Annotated in this window: 11 protein-coding genes; 6 read left to right on the top strand and 5 right to left on the bottom strand. The window is 67.6% G+C overall.

Going from position 1 to position 23,539, the window contains the following annotated elements; genetic code table 11:
• Positions 1-16: 16 nt before the first annotated feature.
• Entirely contained in the window at positions 17-9,268 is a 9,252-nt protein-coding gene (locus ACIGKQ_RS19675) for a fatty acid synthase subunit beta domain-containing protein (RefSeq protein WP_396574712.1), read from the bottom strand.
• 513 nt (positions 9,269-9,781) lie between these two features.
• Between ACIGKQ_RS19675 and ACIGKQ_RS19670 the strand changes: the two genes are divergently transcribed.
• Both ACIGKQ_RS19670 and ACIGKQ_RS19665 read left to right on the top strand, forming a co-directional pair.
• Positions 9,782-10,210: an HIT family protein gene (locus ACIGKQ_RS19670; protein ID WP_235725146.1), complete on the top strand. Its 429-nt coding sequence runs from the start codon at positions 9,782-9,784 to the stop codon at positions 10,208-10,210.
• Entirely contained in the window at positions 10,207-11,001 is a 795-nt protein-coding gene (locus ACIGKQ_RS19665) for an SIR2 family NAD-dependent protein deacylase (protein WP_396574711.1), read from the top strand. Before ACIGKQ_RS19670 ends, ACIGKQ_RS19665 begins: the two co-directional genes overlap by 4 nt.
• Before the next feature lie 33 nt (positions 11,002-11,034).
• Here ACIGKQ_RS19665 and ACIGKQ_RS19660 read toward each other — a convergent pair whose 3' ends face one another.
• The 3 genes from ACIGKQ_RS19660 to ACIGKQ_RS19650 all read right to left on the bottom strand — a co-directional run bounded on the left by ACIGKQ_RS19660 (position 11,035) and on the right by ACIGKQ_RS19650 (position 17,619).
• A complete protein-coding gene (locus ACIGKQ_RS19660; protein WP_235725147.1) occupies positions 11,035-15,246 on the bottom strand; it encodes an AAA domain-containing protein in 4,212 nt (1,403 codons plus the stop codon).
• 109 nt (positions 15,247-15,355) lie between these two features.
• On the bottom strand, positions 15,356-15,688 hold the full coding sequence (locus ACIGKQ_RS19655) for a rhodanese-like domain-containing protein (RefSeq protein WP_235725148.1): 333 nt from the start codon (positions 15,686-15,688) through the stop codon (positions 15,356-15,358).
• 152 nt (positions 15,689-15,840) lie between these two features.
• A complete protein-coding gene (locus ACIGKQ_RS19650) occupies positions 15,841-17,619 on the bottom strand; it encodes a DEAD/DEAH box helicase (protein ID WP_235725149.1) in 1,779 nt (592 codons plus the stop codon).
• Between the two features lie 232 nt (positions 17,620-17,851).
• Between ACIGKQ_RS19650 and ACIGKQ_RS19645 the strand changes: the two genes are divergently transcribed.
• Positions 17,852-19,636, top strand: a complete 1,785-nt coding sequence (locus ACIGKQ_RS19645; protein WP_235725150.1) for a long-chain fatty acid--CoA ligase — start codon at positions 17,852-17,854, stop codon at positions 19,634-19,636.
• 126 nt (positions 19,637-19,762) lie between these two features.
• Entirely contained in the window at positions 19,763-20,923 is a 1,161-nt protein-coding gene (gene opgC, locus ACIGKQ_RS19640) for an OpgC domain-containing protein (protein WP_235725151.1), read from the top strand.
• 38 nt (positions 20,924-20,961) lie between these two features.
• Here opgC and ACIGKQ_RS19635 read toward each other — a convergent pair whose 3' ends face one another.
• On the bottom strand, positions 20,962-22,476 hold the full coding sequence (locus ACIGKQ_RS19635) for a methyltransferase (protein WP_396574710.1): 1,515 nt from the start codon (positions 22,474-22,476) through the stop codon (positions 20,962-20,964).
• A 149-nt stretch (positions 22,477-22,625) separates the two neighbouring features.
• Here ACIGKQ_RS19635 and ACIGKQ_RS19630 point away from each other — a divergent pair, with 149 nt between their 5' ends.
• Together ACIGKQ_RS19630 and ACIGKQ_RS19625 are read left to right on the top strand one after the other, a co-directional pair.
• Entirely contained in the window at positions 22,626-23,120 is a 495-nt protein-coding gene (locus tag ACIGKQ_RS19630; RefSeq protein WP_235725153.1) for a MarR family winged helix-turn-helix transcriptional regulator, read from the top strand.
• Complete coding sequence (locus tag ACIGKQ_RS19625) at positions 23,117-23,539, top strand: organic hydroperoxide resistance protein (RefSeq protein ID WP_235725154.1); 423 nt, start codon at positions 23,117-23,119, stop codon at positions 23,537-23,539. The genes ACIGKQ_RS19630 and ACIGKQ_RS19625 overlap by 4 nt, the downstream gene beginning before the upstream one ends.

The raw sequence follows: 23,539 nt of genomic DNA, 5'->3' as shown, positions 1-23,539 counted from the left end.
GCATCCGCGCCCGCGGTCACACCGCCTCGCCGGCGTAACTGCCGTCGGCGCCCAGGCGGACCGACGGGTTCAGGAGCAGGCCGGCTTCGGCGTCGTGCTCGTCGAGAGCCTCGTCGAAGCGGCGGTTCGGCGGCCGCTTGTAGGCCGGCTCGACACCGCACATTGCTTCGAGTAGACGGTGATTGCCCTTGCGCGCCCGCTCGGCGGACACCTGTCGGTACTGAGCGGCCTGCTCTGCCTCGAGCGTCGCGATGAACGCCTCCGGGTGGACCACCGCGATCAGGCCCGACACATGACCGAAGCCGAGGCTGGTGAGCAGACCCGCCTTCAACGGGAACCGCTCCCCCAGGTGCAGGGTCTCACGCGCCCAGACCAGATGCGGGTATTCGCGCATCTGCTCGTCGACACAATCGAGGCTGCGGTTGGGCGGGATGACGCCGTCACGCAGCAGCTGGCACAGACCGATCAGCTGGAAGGCGGCGGCACCACCCTTGGCGTGACCGGTCAACGACTTCTGCGAGACGACGAACAGCGGTGCGCCGTCGCCTCGACCGATGGCCGACGCGATGCGCTCGTGCAGTTCGGACTCGTTGGGGTCGTTGGCCCGCGTCGACGTGTCGTGCTTGGAGATGACCGCGATGTCGTCAGGGCTGACACCGAGCGCGTTGAGTGCGTTGGCCAGCGGCGAGGACTGGTTCCCGCGGGCGGCACCCAGCGCACCCAGGCCGGGTGCCGGGATCGACGTGTGCACACCGTCGCCGAAGCTCTGTGCCCACCCGACGACGCCGAGGACCGGCAGACCCATCTGCGCGGCGACGTCGCCACGGGCGAGCAGGATCGTTCCGCCACCGGCGGATTCGACGAACCCGCCGCGACGACGATCGTTGGCCCGGGAGAACCGACGCTCATCGATCCCGCGCGCCGACATCTTGGCCGACTCGGCTGTCGCCGACATGTCACCGAATCCGACGATGCCCTCGATGCCGAGGTCGTCGAAACCACCGGCCACCGCGAACAGCGCCTTGCCGACGCGGATCTTGTCCACGCCCTCCTCGACCGACACCGCGGCCGTCGCGCAGGCGGCGACCGGATGGATCATCGCGCCGTAGCTGCCCACATAGGACTGGACCACATGTGCGGCAACGATGTTCGGCAACGCCTCCTGCAGGATGTCATTGGCCTTCGACTCGCCGAGCAGCGTATTGATGTAGAGCTCGCGCATCGAGGTCATGCCGCCCATGCCGGTGCCCTGGGTATTGGCCACCAGACCCGGGTGGACCCACCGCATCAGCTCGGACGGGGTGAATCCCGATGAGAGGAACGCGTCCACGGTCGCGACCAGGTTCCACAGCGCCACCCGGTCGATCGACTCGGCCATGTCCGGGGTGACACCCCACCGGGTCGGGTCGAAACCGGTCGGAATCTGACCGCCGACGGTACGCGACAGTGAGAACTGACGCGGTACCCGGATCTCGGTGCCGGCCAGACGGGTCACCTGCCAGTCACCGGTCTCGGCGTTCTCGGCGACCCGGGTCTTCTCCGGGTTCGCCGCGGCGAGTGCCCGGGCCTCCGCCTCCGAGCTCACCGTGAAGGTGAGGTCCTCGTCGAGGAACACCGAGGTGAGCAGCGGCGAGGTGTTGTCCACCATCGCACCCTCGTCGGCGTAGCGGCGGATGCCGCAGCGTGAGACGACCTCGTCGTGGTAGCGCTCGAAGATCTCGCTCTCCGGCACCGGGTCACCGGACTCGGTGTCGTACCAGCCCGGCTTGGGCGCGGTGTCCCAGTGGATCAGGCCGGTGTTCCACGCCAGCTCCACAACACCCGCGGCCGACAGCTTCTCGTCGACCTCCATCTCGAACCGGGTGCGTGCCGAACCGTACGGGCCCAGCTCGCCGGCGCCGACGATGACCACGAGGTCTTCGGGTCGGGCGTCGATCGACGGCCACTGCGGGGTCATCGACTTCGGTGCACGGGCCGGTGCGGGCAACGCCGCGACCGTCGCCACCTCGCGCTCGTCGGCCGGCTCCTCTTCGGCTGCCGTCTCAGCGGCTGCCGATGCGAGGGCCTTGAGGTCGATAGACGGGTCGAGTCCACCGGTGAAGTCGGCGACGATGGCTGCGCTACGCGCGCTCTCCCGCTGCTCCGGCGTGCACAAGCCGAGCAGGTTGGCGGCCATCTCGTCGGTGCTCCAGGTGCGGACACCGGCAGCCTCCACCGCATCGACCATGCCGTCGTTGTGACCCATGAGTCCGGTTCCGCGGACCCAACCGATCAGCGCATGCGCGAGGGTCGTCTTCTGGTTCCAGGAATCCTCGGCGCCCCATCGGGTGACCAGGGCATCCAGTGCGGCCTTGCTCTCGCCGTAGGCGCCGTCGCCGCCGAACATGCCGCGGTTGGGCGAACCGGGCAGCACCACGTGCATGCGGGCAGCGATGTCGTGGTCGGCGTGGATATCGGCCAGACCGGCGATGAGCCGTTCCACCGACCACAGCAGCACCTTCATCTCCAGCTCGGCCCGAGCGCCCGCGTCGGTGAGGTCACCGGCGACCCGCGGCGCGGCGAACGGGAACAGCAGGGTGGGCTTCATCGCCGGCTTGATGACCGATGTGGTGCCACCGAGGTTCTCGGTCTGCTCCGCACCGATCCACTCGACGAGGTCGTCGACGTCGGTGTAGGAGGCCATGTTCGCCGGCGCCACCCACAGGGCGGCGTCGTAACGTGCGTTCTCCCGGTAGAGCTTCTTGTAGAACGCGAGCTTCGCCGAGTCGAGGCGCGAGGTGGTCGCGACCACGGTCGCACCGCCGGCCAACAGTCCACCGATCACGCCGGAGGCGATCGAACCCTTACCCGCACCGGTGACCACAGCGATCTCGCCGGCGTACTGCCCGGCACCCGGAGCCTCCGCAGCATTCGCGATGTCGGCGAAAATCCGTGCGTGCACGGCATTTCCACCCGACAACGCCTTGCCCTGCCACCAGGTGGCATGCTGCGCGACGGTGTCACCAGCCCCGGTGAAGCGCGCGACAACCGAGTCGTGATCGGTGTCGAGTTCACTCTCGGCGGTCAGCCAGATACGAACCAGGTCCTCACGGCTGGTCGCCCACCGGTCGTCGACGAGGACGACCTTGGCGGTGTCGAAGGCCGGCGCGACGGTGCGCGCCCAGTCGGAACCGAGTTCGGCGCTGACGCGTTCGGCCACAGCGGCGTTCGGGTCATCGACGATCTCGGCGGTCGAGGCATCGTCGGCCAACCCGAGCTTGGCCAGAACGGTGTACGCGGCCGACGCCAACGCTCCCGAACGTCCGGTGATCTGCTCGGTGAACTCGCCGAGAGCCGCGGCGTCCACGGTGGCGCCGCCACCGCCCTCGGCGGCGGGCTTGGCCACCGAGATGCCCCGCTGCGCACCGACCGAAGTGACGGCGCGGTCGATCAGGGCGTCGAGCGCATCGGCGTTGGCCAGCGGCCCGTCGAGCAGGTTGCCCAGATCTTCGCCACGCACGCTGGCGCCCTCGCGGGTACCGAGCGCCACGGCCACAGCGGTGTGCAGACCCCAACCCTCGCCGAGCTGCCACACGTTGGTCACGCGATCGGTGATGTATGACTGGCGCTTTCCGACCGGTCCGAGGACCTTGCGGATCTGGTCACCGACGGCATCGGTGAGCACCGGCCCCAGCGGGCGGTAGCCGCGGGCCAGGGTGTTGACCGTCGAGGAGAGTGCGTTCATGTCCGCTTCGGCGGCACCGTCGATGGCACCGAGGCCGAGTTCGCCGCCGATGTCGAGCAGCAGCTGGTTACGACGTGACGAGACGCCATCGCACAGTGCCTCGATGGTGTCGGCCGAACCGATCTGATCGGTGCGCATCTTGGTCCACAGCGCGATCACCGAGCGGACCGCGTCGGCCGGGCCGAAGGCGATGTCGTCGGGCCGCGGTCCGGCGGCGGCCGCCGGAGCCGGAGCCGCTGCGGGCGCGGGTGCCGGGGCCGCCGCAGCCGCCTCAGTGGCCTCCGTTGCCGGGGCGGCCGACTCCTCGACCTCGACCTCGGGCTCAGGACCGGAGTCCTTGGCCAGGATGACGTCCGAGTCGCGCTCGACGTTGACGACCTCGGTGGTCGCCGATGCGTAGTCGTCGAGTTTGAGGGTGTTGCCGGCGAGACCCGCCAGTGTCGGCGCTCCCTTCAGGCCGATCTCGACGAACCGCTGGATACCCAGACCGTCACGTTCGGTGCCGGCGAAGAGCAGCTCCTGGGTTTCGATCCAGCGCACCGGGCTGGCGAACTGCCAGGCAAGGAGTTCGATGAGGATGACGCGAGCCAGATCGCTCGGCCTCTCCGCCCACGAATCCCAATCGGCGAGAACCGCATTCAACGGGTCCGAGGGCACCAGTGCCGCGATCTCCTCGACGAACGGACGCTCGAGGTTGAACAGCCGCGGCACGAGGTTCGGGATGTAGTGGCCGACGAGGATCGCGGGGTCGAAGTGCTCGGGCAGCAGATCCTCGAGCTTGGACCGGAACTCCGGCACACCGGCGCGAAGCACACTGGAGTGGAACGGCACGTCGATGCCGGGCACCAGAATGAACGACTTCTTGCCACCGAATTCCAGTCGGCGACGCTCGATCTCGTTCTCCAGGTGCTCGAGCCCGCGGACCGTGCCGGCGATCGCGTACTGCGAGCCGAGCAGGTTGAGGTTCACGACCTCCAGGAACTCACCGACCGAGTCGCCGACCTCGGCGACGAATGCCGTCACCTCGGAGTCGGCCAGGCCGAACTGGCTCGGGCGGATGGCGGCCATCCGATAATCGCTGCGGCCCAGTTCGTCTCGCGGCACGAGATGGTGCATGGCCTCGCCACGCTGGAACACGACCTCCAGGACGGCCTCCAGCGGAAGGACGCCCGCGCACGCTGCCAGCGCGTTGTACTCGCCCACGGAGTGGCCGCAGGTGATGGCACCCTCGACGAAGCCACCCGACTCCTTGAGCTCGGCGATCTGCGCGACGCCCAGGGTCGCCATCGCGACCTGGGTGAACTGCGTCAGGTACAGCACGCCGTCGGGGTGGTTGTAGGTGGTCCCGTTGGCCACCAACGTGGTCGGGTTGTCGCGCACCACCGCGAGGATGGAGAAACCGAGCGCGGCGCGGGTGTGCTTGTCGGCACGGTCCCAGATCTCGCGGGCGGCCTTCGAGCGCGATCGCGCATCGAGACCCATCCCCTTACTCTGGATGCCCTGGCCGGGGAATGCGTAGACGGTGCGCGGCGCGGCGAGCAGGCCGGTCGCGCTCATCACCAGGTCGTCGCCGACCTTGGCGGACACCTCCACGACCTCTCGTCCGGCATCGAGTCCGACCCGGTCGACCCGGACCGTGATCGAGTCGCCGGTGCGCACCATGCCCAGATAACGCGCGGTCCATCCGATCAACGGACGCGGCGACGGGATCGGGTTCTTGCCGTCGGTGGCGGTGACGACCTGCTGGGCTGCGGCCGACAGCCACATGCCGTGCACGATCGGGTCACCGAGCCCGGCCAGTCGGGCCGCGTTGGCATCGGTGTGGATCGGGTTGCGGTCACCGGAGACCGCGGCGAAACCGGTCATCCTGCTCGGGGCCGTGATGGTCGCCTGCCGCACGAGTTTGCGGGTGGCCGACTGTTCGGCGCCGGCGGCGCCACCGGCCCGGGCGGGGTCGCTGAGCTGCTCGGCTCCGAGTCGCCCGCGAATGGCGAAGCGCTCATGCAGGTGCGCGATCTCACCGGACGGCCCGGCGATGTCGACGCTCACCTCGACGACCCGGCCCACCTCGGTGTCGTGTACCGCGCCGGCACGTGCGGTCACGGTGAGTTCTGTCGCAGTGGTGGGGATATCACCGACCAGCGTGACGGCGTGGTCGAGATGGACCAGATCGAGCAGTCCTTCCACCACCGGCGCACCCGACGCGGTGCGTGCCGCGCCGATGACACTGAAGACACTGGGCCACGAGGAACCGACCAGCGTGTCCGGGACGGCGAAGCCGAAGGGTTCGGTCGGCGTCGTCGGACGCAGATGCGCGGGCATCGTGTAGCCGGTGACGGCGGCGTGATCGGCGACGTCATCTGGATTCCAGCCGACCGTGGTCACCGACACGCCGTCGGACACCTCGGCCAGCGAACCGCCGGCGGCGACGGTGAGGATCTCCGACATCGCGGTGGCGGCCTCGTCGACGCCGACGCGTGGGTTTCCACCGTCGCGGATCGTCTCGTCGACGTGCAACGGAATACGCACCGACGCACCGGAAATGGGGGTGATCAGATCGAATCGCGTCCCGTCGAGTCGCTCGGCGTCGCCGGCAACCCGCTCGAGGACCGATCCGGTCGGCTCGTGTTCTGCGCGGTCGGGATCGACCAGCTGCCAGCGATCCACGTCACCGAGAAGCGCGATGGGGTTGGGAACCATCCGACCGACCCAGTCGACGTCGTCGGCCTCGAGCACCGCGACGATCGCGCCGTCGCCGCGGACCATCCCGGCGTCCTTGCGGGTGTCGGTGGCGAGCGCCTCGACACCGGTCCCCTGCAGGTCGGTTACCACCTGTGCCTCGAAGCGGTCGAGCAGATCACCCACGGGCTCATCGACGCGGGTGATACCGGACACCGCAACCGGACCCGGGATCACGCAGACCGCGTCGGCCGGGTAGCGGGCATCGTGAGCCTGCCACAGGGAGTCGCTACGCCACCAGCGGCGCACGTCCTTGTCGATGACGGGCACGAAGTTCACCGGCTTGCCCGGGGTGCGGCAGAGCTCCAGGAAGAAGGCCACATCAGCCGGATGCAGCACGTCACGCTCGATCTGCGGGTACACGCTGCCGATCGCGTCGATGGCGGCGTGCGGGTCGTCGGTGGAGCCCAGCGCGCCGAACATCGTCGGGATGTCGCCCGAGTCGGCCGGGTTCATCCGCGCCTCGGTGCGCTGCAGCATGTCGACAAACCGCTGCTGCCAGGTGATGTCGGCCCACGGGTACTGGTCGGCACGACCGTCGCCGACCGCGAGGGTTGCGTAGCGGTCCAGCCACTCGCGGTAGGTCATCTCGGCGATGTCGCCGAAGTAGGGCTTGGCGGTACCGGCCATCGCAGCGATGATCTCGTCGCGGCGTTCGGCGACGGCCTCGGCGTCACCGGCGACCTCGTCGAGCAGTCGGCCGCACTGGGAGGCCGTGTTGTCGATCTCGTGGATGTCGGCACCGAGTTGGCTGCGCCCCGATGCCATTCCGGCGGTGGCGTGTCCGGCACCGATCCATTCTTCGCAGCCGACAGTGTCCACCAGCAGCTGTTTGACCTCGGGGGCGGTGGTGGCCTCTTTGGCGGCCATCGCCGCGGTGCCGACCAGGATGCCGTCGAGCGGCATCGCCGGATATCCGTAGGCCGACGACCAAGCGCCGGTCAGGTATTCGCTGGCGCGCTCGGGCGTGCCGATGCCTCCGCCGACGCAGATGATGACGTTGTCGCGCGCGCGCAGCTCACCGTAGGTGGCCAGGAGCAGGTCGTCGAGGTCCTCCCACGAGTGGTGGCCACCTGCGCGGCCCCCCTCGATCTGCACGATCACCGGGTGATGGGGCACCTCGGCGGCGATCCGCACGACGGCCCGGATCTGCTCGACGGTGCCCGGCTTGAACGCCACGTAGTGCAGGCCGGCCTCGACGAACTCGTCGACGAGGGCGACCGCGTCCTCGAGTTCGGGGATGCCGGCCGAGACCACGACTCCGTCGATCGGGGCGCCCTGCGCGCGGGCCTTCTGCACCAGGCGCTTGCCGCCCAGCTGCAGCTTCCACAGGTAGGGGTCGAGGAACAAGGCGTTGAACTGCGCCTGCCGACCTTCGTCGAGCAGATCGGTGAGACGTGCCACGTTGTCGGCGAAGATCTGCTCGGTGACCTGACCGCCACCGGCGAGTTCGGCCCAGTGGCCGGCGTTGGCGGCCGCGGCGACGATCGCCGGGTCGACGGTGGTCGGGGTCATGCCGGCCAGCAGCATCGGCGAACGTCCGGTGAGCCGCGTGAACGCGGTGTCGACCGCGGTGCGACCGTTCGGCAGCGTGATCAGTTGCGGGGCGAACTGCTGCCACGGGCGGGCGACCTCGGGGATGCCGCCGGGGCTGAAGAGGTTGCGTTGACCCTGACGCAGCGCCGCGGGTACCAAGCCCACGCCCTGTCCGCGTACCAGAGTCGACGTCAGCCGGGTGGCCAGATCACCGGGACCGAAGTCCAGGACCCACTTGGCCCCCTCCGACACGACGCCGTCGACGGTGGCAACCCAGTCCACCGGGTCCACCAGCACGGCACGCGCATGCCGCACTGCGGTGTCGACGTCGATTCCGCACGCCTCGGCCCACTGTGCGACCAAATCGACCGCGGGCTGCATCGTCGGATGGTGGAACGCGACGCTGACGCCCAGGTGATCGAACTTCGGCGCGAACGGCGCGCCGCCGGTGACCTTGCGCTTGCGCTCGTCGGCTTCGGCCTCGGCGATGCGCTCACAGAACGCGGCAAACGCGGCGAGATGACGCGGGGCGCCCGACAGGGCGACCGACCGGCGCCCGTTGTTGATCGCCAGAACCGGCGCGGCGGCCCGTTCGGCCTCGCTCAGCGCGGCGCGGTACTCGACGAGGATCTCCGAGACACGTTCCGGGGCGACTCCGCTGACCGCCAGCATCGGACTGCCGTCGGTGGAGGTCGCCAGCCCGCGGCGACGAGCGATCAAGGTGCCGGCGGCACCGATCAGCTGAGCAATCGCCAGTAGCAGCCCCTGCCCGGTCTCGGCGACATGACCGTCGGCACCGATCGCGTCGGTCGCGATCGCGCCCTGGGAGTGACCGATGACGGCGCGCGGCGCGATGGCCGCGGTGTCGAGGCCCTGCTTCTTGAGCGCTTCGATGGCAGCGAGTTGGGTGAGCAACACACCGGGGCCGGACAGGGTGAAATCGGCCAGCTCGGTATCGCTCGGGACCGACTCTTCGGCGTCGAGTGCGCGGACCCAGGTCAGCGGGTGGAAACCGTCGGCCAGCGCGATGGTGACCTGATCGGCCACCGGATCGATGATGCGCTCGGCGGCAGCCACGATCTTGGCGATGCGGTGTTCCAGATCGGCATCGACGACGAGCTCGGCCAGGGTGGGCAGCCACGGCGAGCCCTGCCCGCCGAAGCTGATGGCATACGGCTCGCCGTCGGCGAGACGATCGATCAGCGTCGCAGCGGGGCGATTCGAGTGCGCGGCACCCTGCGCTCCGGAGCGGTAATGGTCGACGGTCACGGGCACTCCTCTTGTCTCGACACGTCACGGAGGTGTCGGGTCACGGGTTTGGGGCGGTTGTCGGCGGCGGGGGTGTCGCGGAGACTCACCAGAAGCTCGCGCGGGGGTCGTCGGATGGCCTGGTCACGTCCAGTGCAGCGGTCTCTGACACACTGGTGTACACGCCTGCCGCGCAACGGGTTTGGCGGCCGCGAGGCTCATCCATGAGCCTTCGCCGACGTGAACGTGACCCAATGATGACACACAAAAATGAGGCTTTCCTCATGTTCCGTTGTGACCCGTCGGTATACCCGTGGGTAACCCCGCCGGTAGGACAAGTGTTCACTGAGCGACGTTCCGGGCCGTACCGCATCGGCGCAGATAGGGACCGGCGGCCGAGCGCTCGATCGGCCTCCCGGGGCACGCTCGCGACCCGTTATGAAATCGTTATGTGATGTGTTCCACTCCTGGTGGCGGCTCGTGTCGAGGCTGTTTGCGACGCCACCAACGATGCGGAAAGTACGCTGGACAGTCATGTCGACTTGCGTGTTCTGCGCCATCGTCGAGGGCACCGCCCCGTCGCGCATCGTCTATCGTGACGATGCCGTCATCGGCTTCCTCGACATCCGTCCGGTGACCCGCGGCCACACCCTGATCGTGCCCCGGGAGCACTCCTCCGGCCTGGCCGATCTCGAACCCGACGTCGGCGCCCGCCTGTTCGCCGCGGGGCAGCGGCTGGCTGCGGCGATGAAGTCCTGCACGCTGTCGGCCGACGGCGTGAATTTGGTGGTCAACGACGGCCGCGCCGCCTTTCAGACGGTCTTCCACACCCATCTACACGTCGTGCCACGCCACGACGGCGACAAGCTCAGCTTCGCCAAGGGTCTCGTGGTGCGTCGCGATAACGATCCCGATACCACTGCGGAGATCCTGCGGTCGGCACTCGAGGGTGATCCACGGTGACCGACGACCACGGGGCATCTGCGCCGCGCACCGTACTGCCCGCGGAGGTGATCGACGTGGTGCGGCGCGCCGAGGTTATCACCGTGTTCACCGGTGCCGGAATGTCTGCCGAGAGCGGAGTCGCCACCTTTCGAGACGTCGAGACCGGGCTCTGGGAACGGTTCGACCCGACGCAGATCGCCACACCGCAGGCGTGGGCGTCCGACCCCGGGCTGGTGTGGGCCTGGTATCAATGGCGCGCGCGGGTGGTCCATGCGGCGGCCCCCAACCCCGGGCACAACGCACTGGCTCACCTCGAGCGCACCCACTCCGTCCTCATCGCGACACAGAACGTGGATGACCTGCACGAACGAGCCGGCAGCAGCACCGTCAGCCACCTCCACGGCAGTCTGTTCGCCCCGCGTTGCAGCAACTGCGGCCGCCCGTATCACGGGGTCGACGCGCAACCCGAGCACGCCGTGCACGAACTCCGGGTCGAGCCGCCGGCCTGTCCGACGTGCCTGTCCCCTATCCGGCCCGGTGTCGTGTGGTTCGGCGAGGGACTGCCCGACGACGCCTGGCGCTCGGCAGAAAGCGCCTTCACCTTCGCCGACGTCGTTCTCGTCGTGGGCACCAGCGGAGGGGTCTACCCTGCAGCCGCGTTGCCCGAACGGGCGGCCGCACGCGGCATCCCGGTGATCGAGTTCAATCCGGAGCCCTCGGCTTTGAGCGCCATGGCCACCCACAGCATCCGTACGCCGGCCGGGATCGGCTTATCGGCGTTGGTGGATGCCCTCGACTCCGCGGCCTGAGCCGTGCGATATCGGACGGCGTAGCGCACCACCTCAGTCGCCGGCGCTGAGGTCGATCGGAGACCACGCCGACGTCGGCGTGGGCGCGCCGTCATCACGTGCAGCCACCGATCCTGGCTTGACGCCGCGACGGTCGAGAGCATGCCACAGTCCGGCGAGCGCAACGTCCGGGTCGAGTTCGAACTCCGACTCCCGGACCCGCCAGAACTCCCAGCCGCAACGGCGCAGTTCGCGTTCGCGCTCCATATCCGAACGGGCCTGCTCTCCGGTGGTCCGGAACGAATCCCCGTCGCATTCCACGGCCATCCGCGCATCGGCCCCGGTGACGACCAGGTCGATGAGCCGGTTGTTGACGGTCACCCCGGGCATCACGTGATAGCCGCGCTCGGCAAGCCGATTGAACACCCGTTGTTCGAACAAACTCGAGAACGGTTGTCTGCGTTCGGTATCGGACACATCGACCGGCATCGGCAACAGCGCCGGCCCCTGCGTCGACTCCACGTATCCGGCCAGCGAGCGGCGCAGGTCGTTGGCTTTGAGTTCATCGACACCGATGGACCGGAACAACCACATCTGGTCCATCGCCCGCGAAGCCGCCACATTGATCCGCCGCTGCGACTCGGCCCGGGTCAGCGGCGCGATCGCCGCCGCATCCGATACCACCATCGACAAGAGGATCACGCGTCGTTCGTCGCCCTGGAAGTCCGGTGGGGTTCCCACCCGGATCCGGCGGGAGTTCCATTGCTCGTCGGTCACCACCGCGCGCAGACGTCGGGTGATCTCGTCGACCTGTTTGCTGCCCTGAAGCACAATGACACCGAAATCGGCTGTGTCGTAGGCGGGATCGCCCAGACATCGCGCGAGAGTCTCGGCGATCGCCTCCGCTTCACGCTCATTCACCAGCGCTGCGCCCTGTCCGGTCGCCACCCCGTCGTCGACATGGACCGACCGCAATGGCGGCAACCGGTCGGCACCGAACTGGCGGACCGGTATCAGCGGCGCCCCAGCGTAGAACTGACGCGAGGAGAACTCGATGATCTCGGGCATCGACCGGAAGTGTTCCCGCAGCCGGATCAGGTGTCCGAACCGACTGCGCAGCAACGCGAACAGACTGGACCGAGGTGTCAAACCGTCGCGCAGATAGTGCGGGAGGTCGGGCAGCTGGGCGTCGAGCTTGGCAAATGCGTCGTCGAGTGTCGTTCCGATCAGGCCGGTCGGCGCGCATTGCCGGTCGTCGCCGACCACGATCACCCGCGGCGCCAACCAGAGCAGGAACGAGCTGGTGATGTCTGCCTGGCTGGCCTCGTCGACGATCACCACGTCGAATGCGTCGCGCCGCGGCTCCACCGTCTCCGCGACTTGCGAGATGGACATGATCCACGCCGGCACCGCGCCCTGCGCCTGCTCCATCGCGGCCCGGGCGGCAGCGCGAAACCTGTTGGCGTGCTTACCCGATCCCTTGCCCAGGTTGATCATGTGATCGCGGTAGGACTGCAACGCCTGGACCTCGGCCACCGTCATCCGTTCCAGACACGCCTGCCAAGCCCGGGCCGCGGTGACCCGCACGGTCAGCGCGGCGATGTCCGCCTCGATCTCATCGAGTTCTGCCTGCAGCCGGGTCTCGAGCGTGGGGTCGCTTCGTTCCTGCACCCAACTCTGCGCCCGCCGCCACGACCAGGCGCCGCCGATCTCGCGTAGCCGTGTGTGCCACACCGGATCCGCGGCGGTCTCGGCAAAGGTGGCGAAGAACTCCGGCGCTTTGCTGCGCAGGCGGAGCGTCAGCAGGTCGAGGGTGGTCTGTGCGTCGAGTTCGTCACGGGCGATATTCCATGCGCGCCGGGCGGCCCGGACCTTGTCGGCATCGGCAGTGGCCAATGCCGACAGCAATGCATCGCCTTCGGGCGATGGTCCCTGTTCGACCTCGGCGGACAGACGATAGGCACAGTCGGCGAGTTCGTGTTCGGCGAGCACCGCATCGTTCGTCGCGGCGATCGCCCCGGCCTGCAGCGCGACCTCGGTGACGTCGGCGACGCTGCGTGGCCGCGGCCCACCGGGACTGATCGCCTCGAGCTCGCGGATGAGCTGGTCACGTCCGGCCATCAGTTCCGAGATCCACGCCAACTGACTGTCGAGTCGCACCAGAGTATTGAGCTGCGCCGACCGAGATCCCGAATTGTCGACCGGCACATGCAAATCTGCGAGGACCCGCTGCACCTTTCCGACGGCGTCGAGCACCGCGAGATGATCGGCCACCAACTGCATCGCCCGCGCATCGGACGGTTCACGACCGTCGACGGTAGCCCGCACACCCGAGTCCTCGACCGCACGCTGCTGAGGCGACCGCAGCAGCCGGCCGCGCCAACGTCCTCCGTTCGCGAGATGTTCGGCGGCCTCGGCGAACACCGCATCGTCGCCGGGATGCGCCCCGTCGACGACGATGACGTGGCCGCCGATCGCCCGGTCGCGTTCGGCGGCCTCCCCGATGACCGGCGACAGTCCGATGACCCGCGACCAGAGATGAGCCGCGTGTCCGGCCAGCAGGCGGTCGGCCATGTCGACCATCGTCGGCGGGAAGGCGGCGACCTCGCCCGCGGCGACGGCGAGTCGCTCGCACACCTCCTTGATCCGCACCAGCCGAGCACTGTCGACATCGGCCAGGATCGACAGCAACGAGCCGCTGCCGACCATCGGTTCACTCGGGCGTTGCGCTATCCGCGCACAGATGTCGTCGAGCACCGACGGCTCGGGCAGATGGTCGGACAGATCCGGGAGTCGCTGCCCCAGACGCGACACAGCGCCCACCGCGGGGTCGACGAGCAACTCGCGAAGTGCCTCGAACTCTTCGGCATCCAGCGGTGGTGTCGCGCCCTCGACCGGCCCCGGCAACCAGTCGTAGCGCGACGCATCCGACATGCACTGTCGTACCACTTCGGCGGGGGTGCCCCGATAATCGCCGGCAACCCATTCATGCACCTCGGTCTCGGATTCCCGAGCGACCCAGAGCTCGCGGAGCACGCGCTCACGACGGCGGACCGCTTGATCTCGCTTGCCCAGCTGATCGGTGATCTCCGCCGCGACCACCCGGGGCTGGTGTCGTGATTTGCGGTCGGCGATCGACTCGACGCTGGACGAGGTGGCCTCGAAATCGTCGGCGCCGACGTCGGCGATCGACACGGTGAGATCCCGTAATTCGGCTGGCAGCATGGCGCGCAGCACATGCAGCGCGTGCGCCTTTTCGCTGGTCACGAGCACACGCTGGCCCTTGGCGAGCAATGCCGCCGTCAGATTGGCGATGGTGTGCGTCTTGCCGGTGCCGGGCGGCCCCTCCACCACCACTCCACTGTCGAGTCCGAGCTGGGCCAGCACGTCGCGTTGCTCGACGTTGGCGGGCAGCGGATACAGGGCATCACGAACCAGGTCCTCGGGCGACAGCGCGCCGGTGGCGTCAAGCGCGGCGACCCGTTCGGGCGCCTCGATGGGCGCGACGAGTTGGGCCAATCCCACCGGCAGCTCGTCCGGGGAGTTGCGCAGTTCGTCGAGGATGGCGTCATAGAAGTCGAGCACGGCAGCGACACCGCGGTTGCGCAGCACCAACGCCGGACGCAGGTCGGTACTCAGGGTGAGCGTGTCGCCGTCGACCGCGATCTGGTGTGTCCAGGTGTCAACGGCATCACCGACCCGCGCACCGACCGGGCTGGGAAGTTCGGTCAGCTTGGCACGCGCCTTCAGCGCACCGGACAGGTCGATACCCTCGACGGTCGCCAGCAGTGCGGCGTCGTGGACGACGGGCGCCGACCCGGTGCCGAGTGCGACCCGCACAACACCGGTGGCGGCGTCGCGTTCGGCGACGACCTGCTGGGTGAGGAGATGTTCACGCAGTCGCCGAGCACCGACCTCGGTCGGGCCGTCGGACTCGTGCCGATCGTCGACGTCGGATACCGACACCAGCACGTTGGCCAGCACCAGCTCCAGGTTCTCCGGGTTGTCGCGAAGTGTGGCGAGGATGCGCTCGATATCGGCGTGGGCAGGATTGTCCGGCGCGATCTCGCAGACCGTCTGACCGGACACGGCACCCGCGCGCACCGCCACCGGCGTGGATTTTCCGACCCACAACACATCCGGATGGTCATCGACATCGGTGACGGCCTCGAATCGGGCCCGGACGAGTTCGCGCAGGTAGCCGAGAAGCCGCCGGACCTGATCGGTCCGTTTCGCCTCCTGCGTGTCGGTCCCCTCGTCCGCCATGGTTGCTCGATCCCTCCTCGGTGCGCCGGGTCCGGCGTCGTCGGCTGGATTCACGGGCGTGGATACCTGCAGAACGCTACCAAGTCAGGCCCGTGGAGAGGGATGTCGGCTATGTCGGCAGTTCGGACCGCAGAGCGCGGAAACCGCCATCGATGTAGCGGACATTGGTGTAGCCGAGGCCGGCGATCTCTTCGGCGATCACCGGTGCCTGCGAGCTGACCGAGACCACGGCGATCTCTGTGTCGGGATTGCGTACCACGGGGAACGTGCCGGAGGGCGTGGGCGTGAACCGCTCGCGGACGTCGGCCGGATCCACCACCACCGCCCCGGGAAGGCTGCCCTGGTGGCGCATGATCTGCGGTCGGGCATCCACGAGCACCGCGTGCTCGTGCTCGCAGTGTTCGCGCGCGTCGGCTGCTGTAATCGAATTCACCACTGACACTGGTGACTCACCGTTCCTATGTGTATCGCGTTGTCGAATAGCGGGACCGTTCAGGAATGAACGAACCCCTCCCAAAAGGTTACGGATTTATCTCGATCCGGCAAGTTCGATACCACGCGTCACCGAATTCTCAGTGACTCCAAGGCATTCCCTCAGTTACGTCCGCGACCTGCGATGTGGCGGGTTCCGCGTTTGCCCCAGCTCTCGTTGCGCTTGGGGTGGCCGTCACGCCCCTGGCCGCCGCGCTGGCCTCCCTGCGCACGTTTGGCACCGCCCCGCGTGCGAGGTGGCCCGTAGTCACGACGGATGTCGATGGGATTCTTGCCGATCTTGGTGTGCCGCAGCGACGCCAACGTCTCGTTGTCGAGATTCTCCGGCAGCTCCACCAACGAGAAGTCGTCGCGGATGCTGATGTTGCCGAAGTCGCCGCGGGTCAGACCACCTTCGTTGGCGATGGCGCCGACAATCGACCCAGGCGAGACCTTGTGCCTGCGGCCCACCGCGATGCGATAGGTCGCGAACTGACCACCGGAACCACGCGGTGCACGCTCCCGGCGCTCCGGCCGCTGACCCTCGGGAGGATCCGGGGCCATCAGGAACCCGCCGTCACGCGTCTCCAGTGCCAATGCGGCTGCCACATCGGCCATCGCGACGTCGTGTTCGCCGGCGTAGTCCTCCACCAACTTGCGGAACAGGTCCAGATGATCTGAAGAGAGGTTCTCGGTGATCGAGTCGGCAAACTTCGCCACCCGCTGCGCATTGACGTCCTCCACACTCGGCAACCCGATCTCGGTGAGCGTGGAACGCGTGGCCCGCTCGATGGCACGCAACAGGTGCCTTTCGCGCGGCGAGACGAACAGCAGGGCGTTGCCGGAGCGGCCGGCTCGACCGGTACGGCCGATCCGATGCACGTAGGACTCGGTGTCGTGGGGGATGTCGTAGTTCACCACATGCGAGATCCGGTCGACGTCGAGTCCACGCGCGGCCACATCGGTGGCCACCAGGATGTCGATCGTGCCGCCCTTGAGCTGATTGATGGTGCGCTCGCGTTGTGCCTGCACCATGTCACCGTTGATGGCGACCGCCGAGAATCCGCGCGCACGCAGCTTTTCCGCAAGCTCTTCGGTGGCCGACTTCGTGCGGACGAACACGATCATCGCGTCGAACGTCTCGACCTCGAGGAATCGCGTCAACGCGTCCAGTTTGCGCTGGTGAGAGACCTGCAGATATCGCTGGGTGATGTTCTGGGCCGTCGCAGTCCGCGCCTTGACGGTGATTTCCTGCGGGTCGTTCAGGTAGCGCTGCGCCAGCCGACGGATGGCGCTGGGCATGGTGGCCGAGAACAGCGCCACCTGCTTGTCGTCGGGCGTCTCGGCCAGGATGCGCTCCACGTCCTCGGCGAAACCCATGGTCAGCATCTCATCGGCCTCGTCGAGAACCAAGAAGTCGAGCTCGGAGATGTCGAGGGTGCCCTTGTCGAGGTGATCGATCACACGACCGGGTGTGCCCACGATGACCTGTGCCCCCCGCCGTAACCCGGCCAGCTGGACGCCGTAGCTCTGCCCCCCGTAGATCGGCAGTACCCGCACCTCGGGGAGATGCGCGGAATAGCGACCGAAGGCCTCCGCAACCTGCAACGCGAGCTCACGCGTTGGCGCGAGGACCAAGGCCTGCGGCCGGCGCGCGGATGTATCGAGCCGCGACAGGATCGGGATGGCGAAGGCCGCGGTCTTGCCGGTGCCCGTCTGCGCCAGGCCCACCACGTCGCGACCGCTCATCAGCGGCGGGATCGTGGCCGCCTGGATCGGCGAGGGAGTTTCGTAGCCGACGTCGACGATCGCCTGCCGGACCTTCGGCGCGATGTCGAGGTCGTCGAATGAGACGTCGCCGCCCGGTGCGTCGCCGCTCGCCGCGTCCTCGTTGCCACTCATGCGCATCCAGTCCTGTTCACGCTGACAACTCTAGTGGTCCGAGGCCCCACGAGAGGAATCCTCGGCAACGCGGCCGCCAAGCCTGTGATCGGCGATACGCCCTACGGTCACCGTTCTGTGATGGTCGCCACGGATACTGGTACCGTCAGTCCCACTCAACAGAAGTTGACGTGTCGTCGCGGAACTCACGGATGTCCGTTATGACCGGTAATGTGCGCGTAGGGGAGCCGCCATGCAGCAGTACACCACTCCGACCGACCTCACCATCGAGGACAAGGCGACCACGATCGACAGCATTCTCCGCTATCGGGCGGAGCGGCCGACGATGCCGCTGCTGAAGAGACGGTCGGGAAACCAATGGATCAACGTCACGGCGAAGCAATTCGCCGACGAGGTCGACGCCGTGGCCAAGGGGCTCATCGCCTCGGGCGTCAAGTCCGGTGACCGCGTGGCGATCCTCTCCTCGACACGGTTCGAGTGGACGGTTCTCGACTACGCCATCTGGCGGGCCGGTGCCACGACGGTAGCTATCTACGAGACCTCGGCACCCGACCAGGTGAAGTGGATTCTCGAGGATTCCGGTACCTCACTGCTGTTCGTCGAGGCGCACTCCCATTACACCCGCCACATCCGGGTCATCGAGGAAGCGCCGGAGCTGCGCGAGACGCTCATCATCGACGATCACGCGTTGGCCACCGTCACAAAGCGCGGGGCCAAGGTCGACACCAGCGAACTCGACACCCGCCACGCCGACGCACTGGCAACCGATGCGGCCACCCTTATCTACACGTCGGGCACCACGGGTAAGCCGAAGGGTGTGGTCCTGACCCACGCCAATTTCCTCGCCGAATGCGCAGCCACCCGCGATGCCGTCGGCGCCGGCATGGTCGAGGGCAAGTCCACGCTCCTGTTCCTGCCCCTGGCGCACGTATTCGCACGCGTCGTCGCCGTCGGGTGCATCGAGAACGGGGTGATCCTCGGACACACCAACGACATCCCGAACCTCATCGAGGATCTGGGCAAGTTCCAACCGAATTACGTGTTGTCGGTGCCCCGAGTCTTCGAGAAGGTCTACAACTCCGCCAAACAGAAGGCCTACGACGGCGGAAAGGGCGCGATCTTCGATCGCGCCGCCGACACCGCCATCGAGTACAGCAAGGCCCTGGAGAACGGCGGGCCCGGTCTGGGCCTGAAACTCAAGCACGCACTGTTCGATCGACTCGTGTACGGAAAGTTGCGCGCCGCGCTCGGCGGCAACTGCGAGGGCGCCATCTCCGGTGGTGCGCCGCTCGGGGCCCGCCTCGGACACTTCTTCCGCGGTGTCGGAATCCCCGTATACGAGGGCTACGGATTGTCGGAGACGACTGCGGCCGTCACCGCGAACAATGAGGAACATCAGCGCGTCGGCTCGGTCGGTCGACCGATCCCGGGCGTCTCGGTGGCCATCGCCGACGATGGCGAGGTGCTGCTGAAGGGCCCGGTCGTGTTCGGCGGCTACTGGAAGAACGAGAAGGCCAGCACCGAGGCGATCGTCGACGGCTGGTTCCACACCGGCGACATCGGCAAACTCGATGACGGCTATCTCTTCATCACCGGCCGCAAGAAGGAACTGATCGTCACCGCCGGCGGCAAGAACGTCTCGCCGGCACAACTGGAGGACACCATCCGCGCCCATCCCATGGTCAGTCAGTGCCTCGTCGTGGGTGACAACAAGCCGTTCATCGCGGCGCTGATCACCATCGACCCGGAGGCGGCACCGGGGTGGCTGGAGCGCCACGACCTGCCTGCGGACACCTCGATGTCGGATCTCGCGACCAACGAGACGCTGCGGGCCGAAATTGACGAAGCCGTGACGAGTGCCAACACCACGGTGTCCAACGCCGAGGCAATCAAGAAGTTCGCCATTCTGGAGGGTGACTTCACGATCGAGTCCGGTGAACTGACGCCCACGATGAAGCTCAAGCGCAACGTGATCCACGACGCGCACAAGGCGGCCATCGCCGACCTGTACACCTGATCGGATAGCCGACGCGACGCCCGGCTTCCCGCCACTGACACAAGGCGGGAGCCGGGCGTTGTCGTCGCCGACATCACTGTCGCGCGATGACGAGTTCCGACGTGAGCGGCGGTATTCTCACTCGCGATGAATCGAGATCTCGCCATCGACGCGACGCGGGGGCTCGCGATCTGGAGCATGATCTCGCTGCATTTCGCCGCCGGCACGCGTATCGCCGCGCCCACCCACATCTACCCGTACGTCGACGGGATGTCGGCGTTCGTCCTGTTGTCCGGCCTCGTTCTGGGCCTGGTCTATCGGCGGTGGATCGAGCGGCACTCGTTGGGTTTCGCCTACCGACGACTCGCGCGTCGGATCGTGGTGCTCTATCTGTGTCAGCTGACGATCGCGCTCACTGCGGTCGCTGCGGGGATGGCGGGTCATCGATGGCTCACCCTGCTGTTGCCGGTCGATGATTGGTGGCACGGGCTGGAGCTCGCGATCACCATGCGGTACCTGCCCAGCGGCGGCAACATCCTGCTGCTGTACATGCTGCTGATGGCGTCGGCCTACCTGCTGTTCCCACTGCTGATGCGCAACCGGTGGCAACTCATCCTCGCGGGTTCGGTGCTCGCATACGCCATCTCGCTGGTGTGGTCACCGCACTGGTTCTACGTCACCTCGTTCACGGCCGGACACCGGATCCAGAACTGGGCGGCCTGGCAGATCATGTTCGTCCCGGCGGTCGTCGTCGGCTGGAAGTGGCGCGAGTGGGATGTTGCCGGTTTCGTCGACCGCCATCTGGCACCGATCATCGTGGTGGCCGTGGGGTTCGCCCTCGTTCTCCATCTCGGCGTGGATGCCGGACCATGGATCAGGTTCGAACCCACGCTCGCCGACAAACTCGACTTCCGCCCTGCCCGCGCCGTCGGCGCATGGCTGGCGGTACCGGCGGTCTACGGCATCTTCCGCCTCCTGCTGCGCCACTGGCACCGGGACTGGGTACGCCCACTGGTGATGACCGGCACGCGCAGTCTGGATTCGTATGTCCTGCAGGCGCTCGCGCTGGTGGTTCTGCCCATCCACATAGCCCACCGGCCGTGGAACACCGCCACCTCGCTGTGCGTCGTGGTTCTGGTGTTCGGGTTGTGTTGGGCCTGGGCGGAGTTCCGCCAGGAATTCGGTATCGACAAGCTCCACCGGCTACCGATGGTGGTTCGTGATCGCCTGTGGGCAGCCCGAAAACCGACAGCGCCCATTCAGATTCCGGAGCCGAGCTCGCCCGCGACTGTCACCCCTGACCACTGAGGAGCGAGCCTGCGAGCGTCACGAAGGGCGTGGTCGACTCACGTCGCCTCGTACAGAATCCCCCGCCCGATGGCTTCGCGAACCACCGGCAGAGCGGCTGCGGCGAGGGCATCGGGTTCCACTCCATGGAAGCCCGCGAGCAGTTCGAGCAGCGCGCCCAGCGGCACCTGTCCCCGGCACCCGGCCAGCAGGGCCCGCGAGACCTCATCCACCGCGAGGACCGCACCCGGACCGCCCGGACGTCGCACCGTCGCCGAGACCTGTTGCCACCCCTCACCCCCGGGCAAGGACTGTTCCTCCAGAAACACCGGCGATGTCGACAACCGAGTGGCAAGCAACCGTTCGTCGGAGATGTCGCGCAAGTAGTGCCGGCGAGCAAAGAACGCCTCGGCCTCGACCCCTGTCACCTCCTCGCCGGCGCCGGTGATCTCCTCGATCGTCTGATCGGGTTCACCGCCGTCCCGGGAGCGCCTGCGCAACGTGATCGAGCCCATGCCGATTCCGTCGATACCGTTGGCCGCGAACCAGTCCAACCATCGCGCACCCCGGTCGGCCGCCTGTTGTGCCGATTCCCCGGCGTCCGAGAGCCATAACGAGATGTAGGTGATGGGATCGGCGAACTCGCGTTGTACCACCCAGGCGTCCAGGTCGGTGCCGGCCAGCCAGCCGCGCACCCGCTCGCGCCAGTCGGTGTCATGCGGCACTACCCAGTTGGCCAGGATCTGCGCGGTCCCACCCGGATTCAGGTGATCGGGAATCTGCCGGATCAGGTCCGCGCACAGCCCATCTCCGGCAACCCCCGAATCACGGTAGATGTAGTCCTGGCCTCCGGCACCCACCACAAATGGCGGGTTGGAGATGATGAGGTCGAACCTCTCCCCCGCCACCGGCTCGAACAGGCTGCCCGCACGCAGATCCCAGGCCATCTGATTCAGACGCGCTGTAGCCGCGGCCAACGCGAGGGCCCGCGGGTTGGTGTCGGTCGCCACGATCTCGTCACAGTGGTTGTCCAGATGCAGCGCCTGGATACCGCAGCCCGTGCCGATGTCGAGGGCCCTACCCACCGGCGTGCGGATCACCGCCCGCGCCAACGACACCGACGCCCCACCGATCCCGAGGACATGGTCGGCGGCCACCGGACCGGCGCGCATTGCGGAGTCCTGATCGGACACCACCAGGTACTCCCGGACATCGTCGGCGTGGGGGCGGATGTCCAGGGCGGCGCGCAGCGAATCGTCTGCGCCGCCGACCGTCAACACACCCGCGTCGACGAGCGCGTCGGGACGCACCGACGGAAAGGCCCGCGCCACACCATCGGCGGGTTCGTCGGCACCGAGCAAGAACAGCCGGACGATGGCGGCCAGCGGCGCGTCGTGGTCGGGGGCCGCCCGGGTGGCGGCAAGTGCCGGCCACCAGACGCCGCGGCCCAGTGCCTCATTGGCGGATGCGCCGATCAGTTGATTGACGCCTTCGGATGTGTACCCGGCGGCCCGCAGGTCCTGACCGAGACGATCGACGACGGCGTGGTCGGCCAGTGGGTGTGGCCCGGTCATCCGAATCTCCGATACTTATTGCGCATCGCCTGGGTGGACACTCCCAGCACCCTGCACCAGCCATCGTCGATCGTCAACATTGGTTGACATCGGGCCGAGATCTGCCACAACTATGTTGTGCACAACATAAATCGTGTAGGGTCGGATCCGTGACCGACGTTCGACTCGACGAGCAACTGTGCTTCGCGCTCTACTCCGCGTCTCGTGCCGTGATCGCGGCGCAACGGCCGGGGCTCGCCGAACTGGGTCTCACCTACCCGCAGTACCTGGCGATGCTGGTGCTGTGGGAGGAGGACGAGATCACCGTGTCCCGGTTGTGCCGTCGACTGCAGTTGGATTCCGGGACCGTGTCACCCCTGCTCCGCAGGCTCGAGACGCTCGGATACCTGAGCCGGCGGCGGTCCGCCTCCGACGAGCGCTCGGTCACCGTCGCCCTCACCCCCGAGGGCGTCGCACTCGGAGCCCGCGCGGATTGCGTCTACGACTCGCTGACCGCGGCCATCGCGGAGGCGGCCGAAAACCAACGAGACGACGAATTCTCCTTTGACATAGACGATCTCGCCCAACTGCGCTCGACCCTGCATCAACTCACCGACGAGCTCCGTCGACATCTCGACGAACCCACGAAAGGACGCCCGACATGACCCCGATCTACACCGCGGAGGCACTCGCCACCGGAGACGGCCGCAACGGTCACGCACGGACATCGGATGGCAAAATCGATCTCGACCTGGACATGCCCAAAGAATTGGGCGGGTCGGGGGTGGGCACCAATCCCGAGCAACTGTTCGCCGCCGGGTATGCGGCGTGTTTCCACAGTGCGCTGCGTCTGGTCGCCGGACAGGCCGGCGCCGACGTCACCGACTCCTCGGTCGGCGCTCGGGTTTCCCTCGGTTCCAACGATTCCGGCGGTTTCGAGCTCGCCGTGGAACTTGAGGTGATCCTGCCCGCCGTCAGCGCACCCGAAGCTCGCCAACTGGTGGACAAGGCGCATGAGGTGTGCCCGTACTCCAACGCCACCCGCGGGAACATCGAGGTCTCACTCTCCGTGGCCGAAGACTGA

Source organism: Gordonia sp. NPDC062954, from assembly GCF_044543825.1.
Lineage (GTDB): Bacteria > Actinomycetota > Actinomycetes > Mycobacteriales > Mycobacteriaceae > Gordonia > Gordonia tangerina.
The sequence above is the reverse complement of the archived record's forward strand: the minus strand, read 5'-3'. Positions and strand labels throughout refer to the sequence as shown.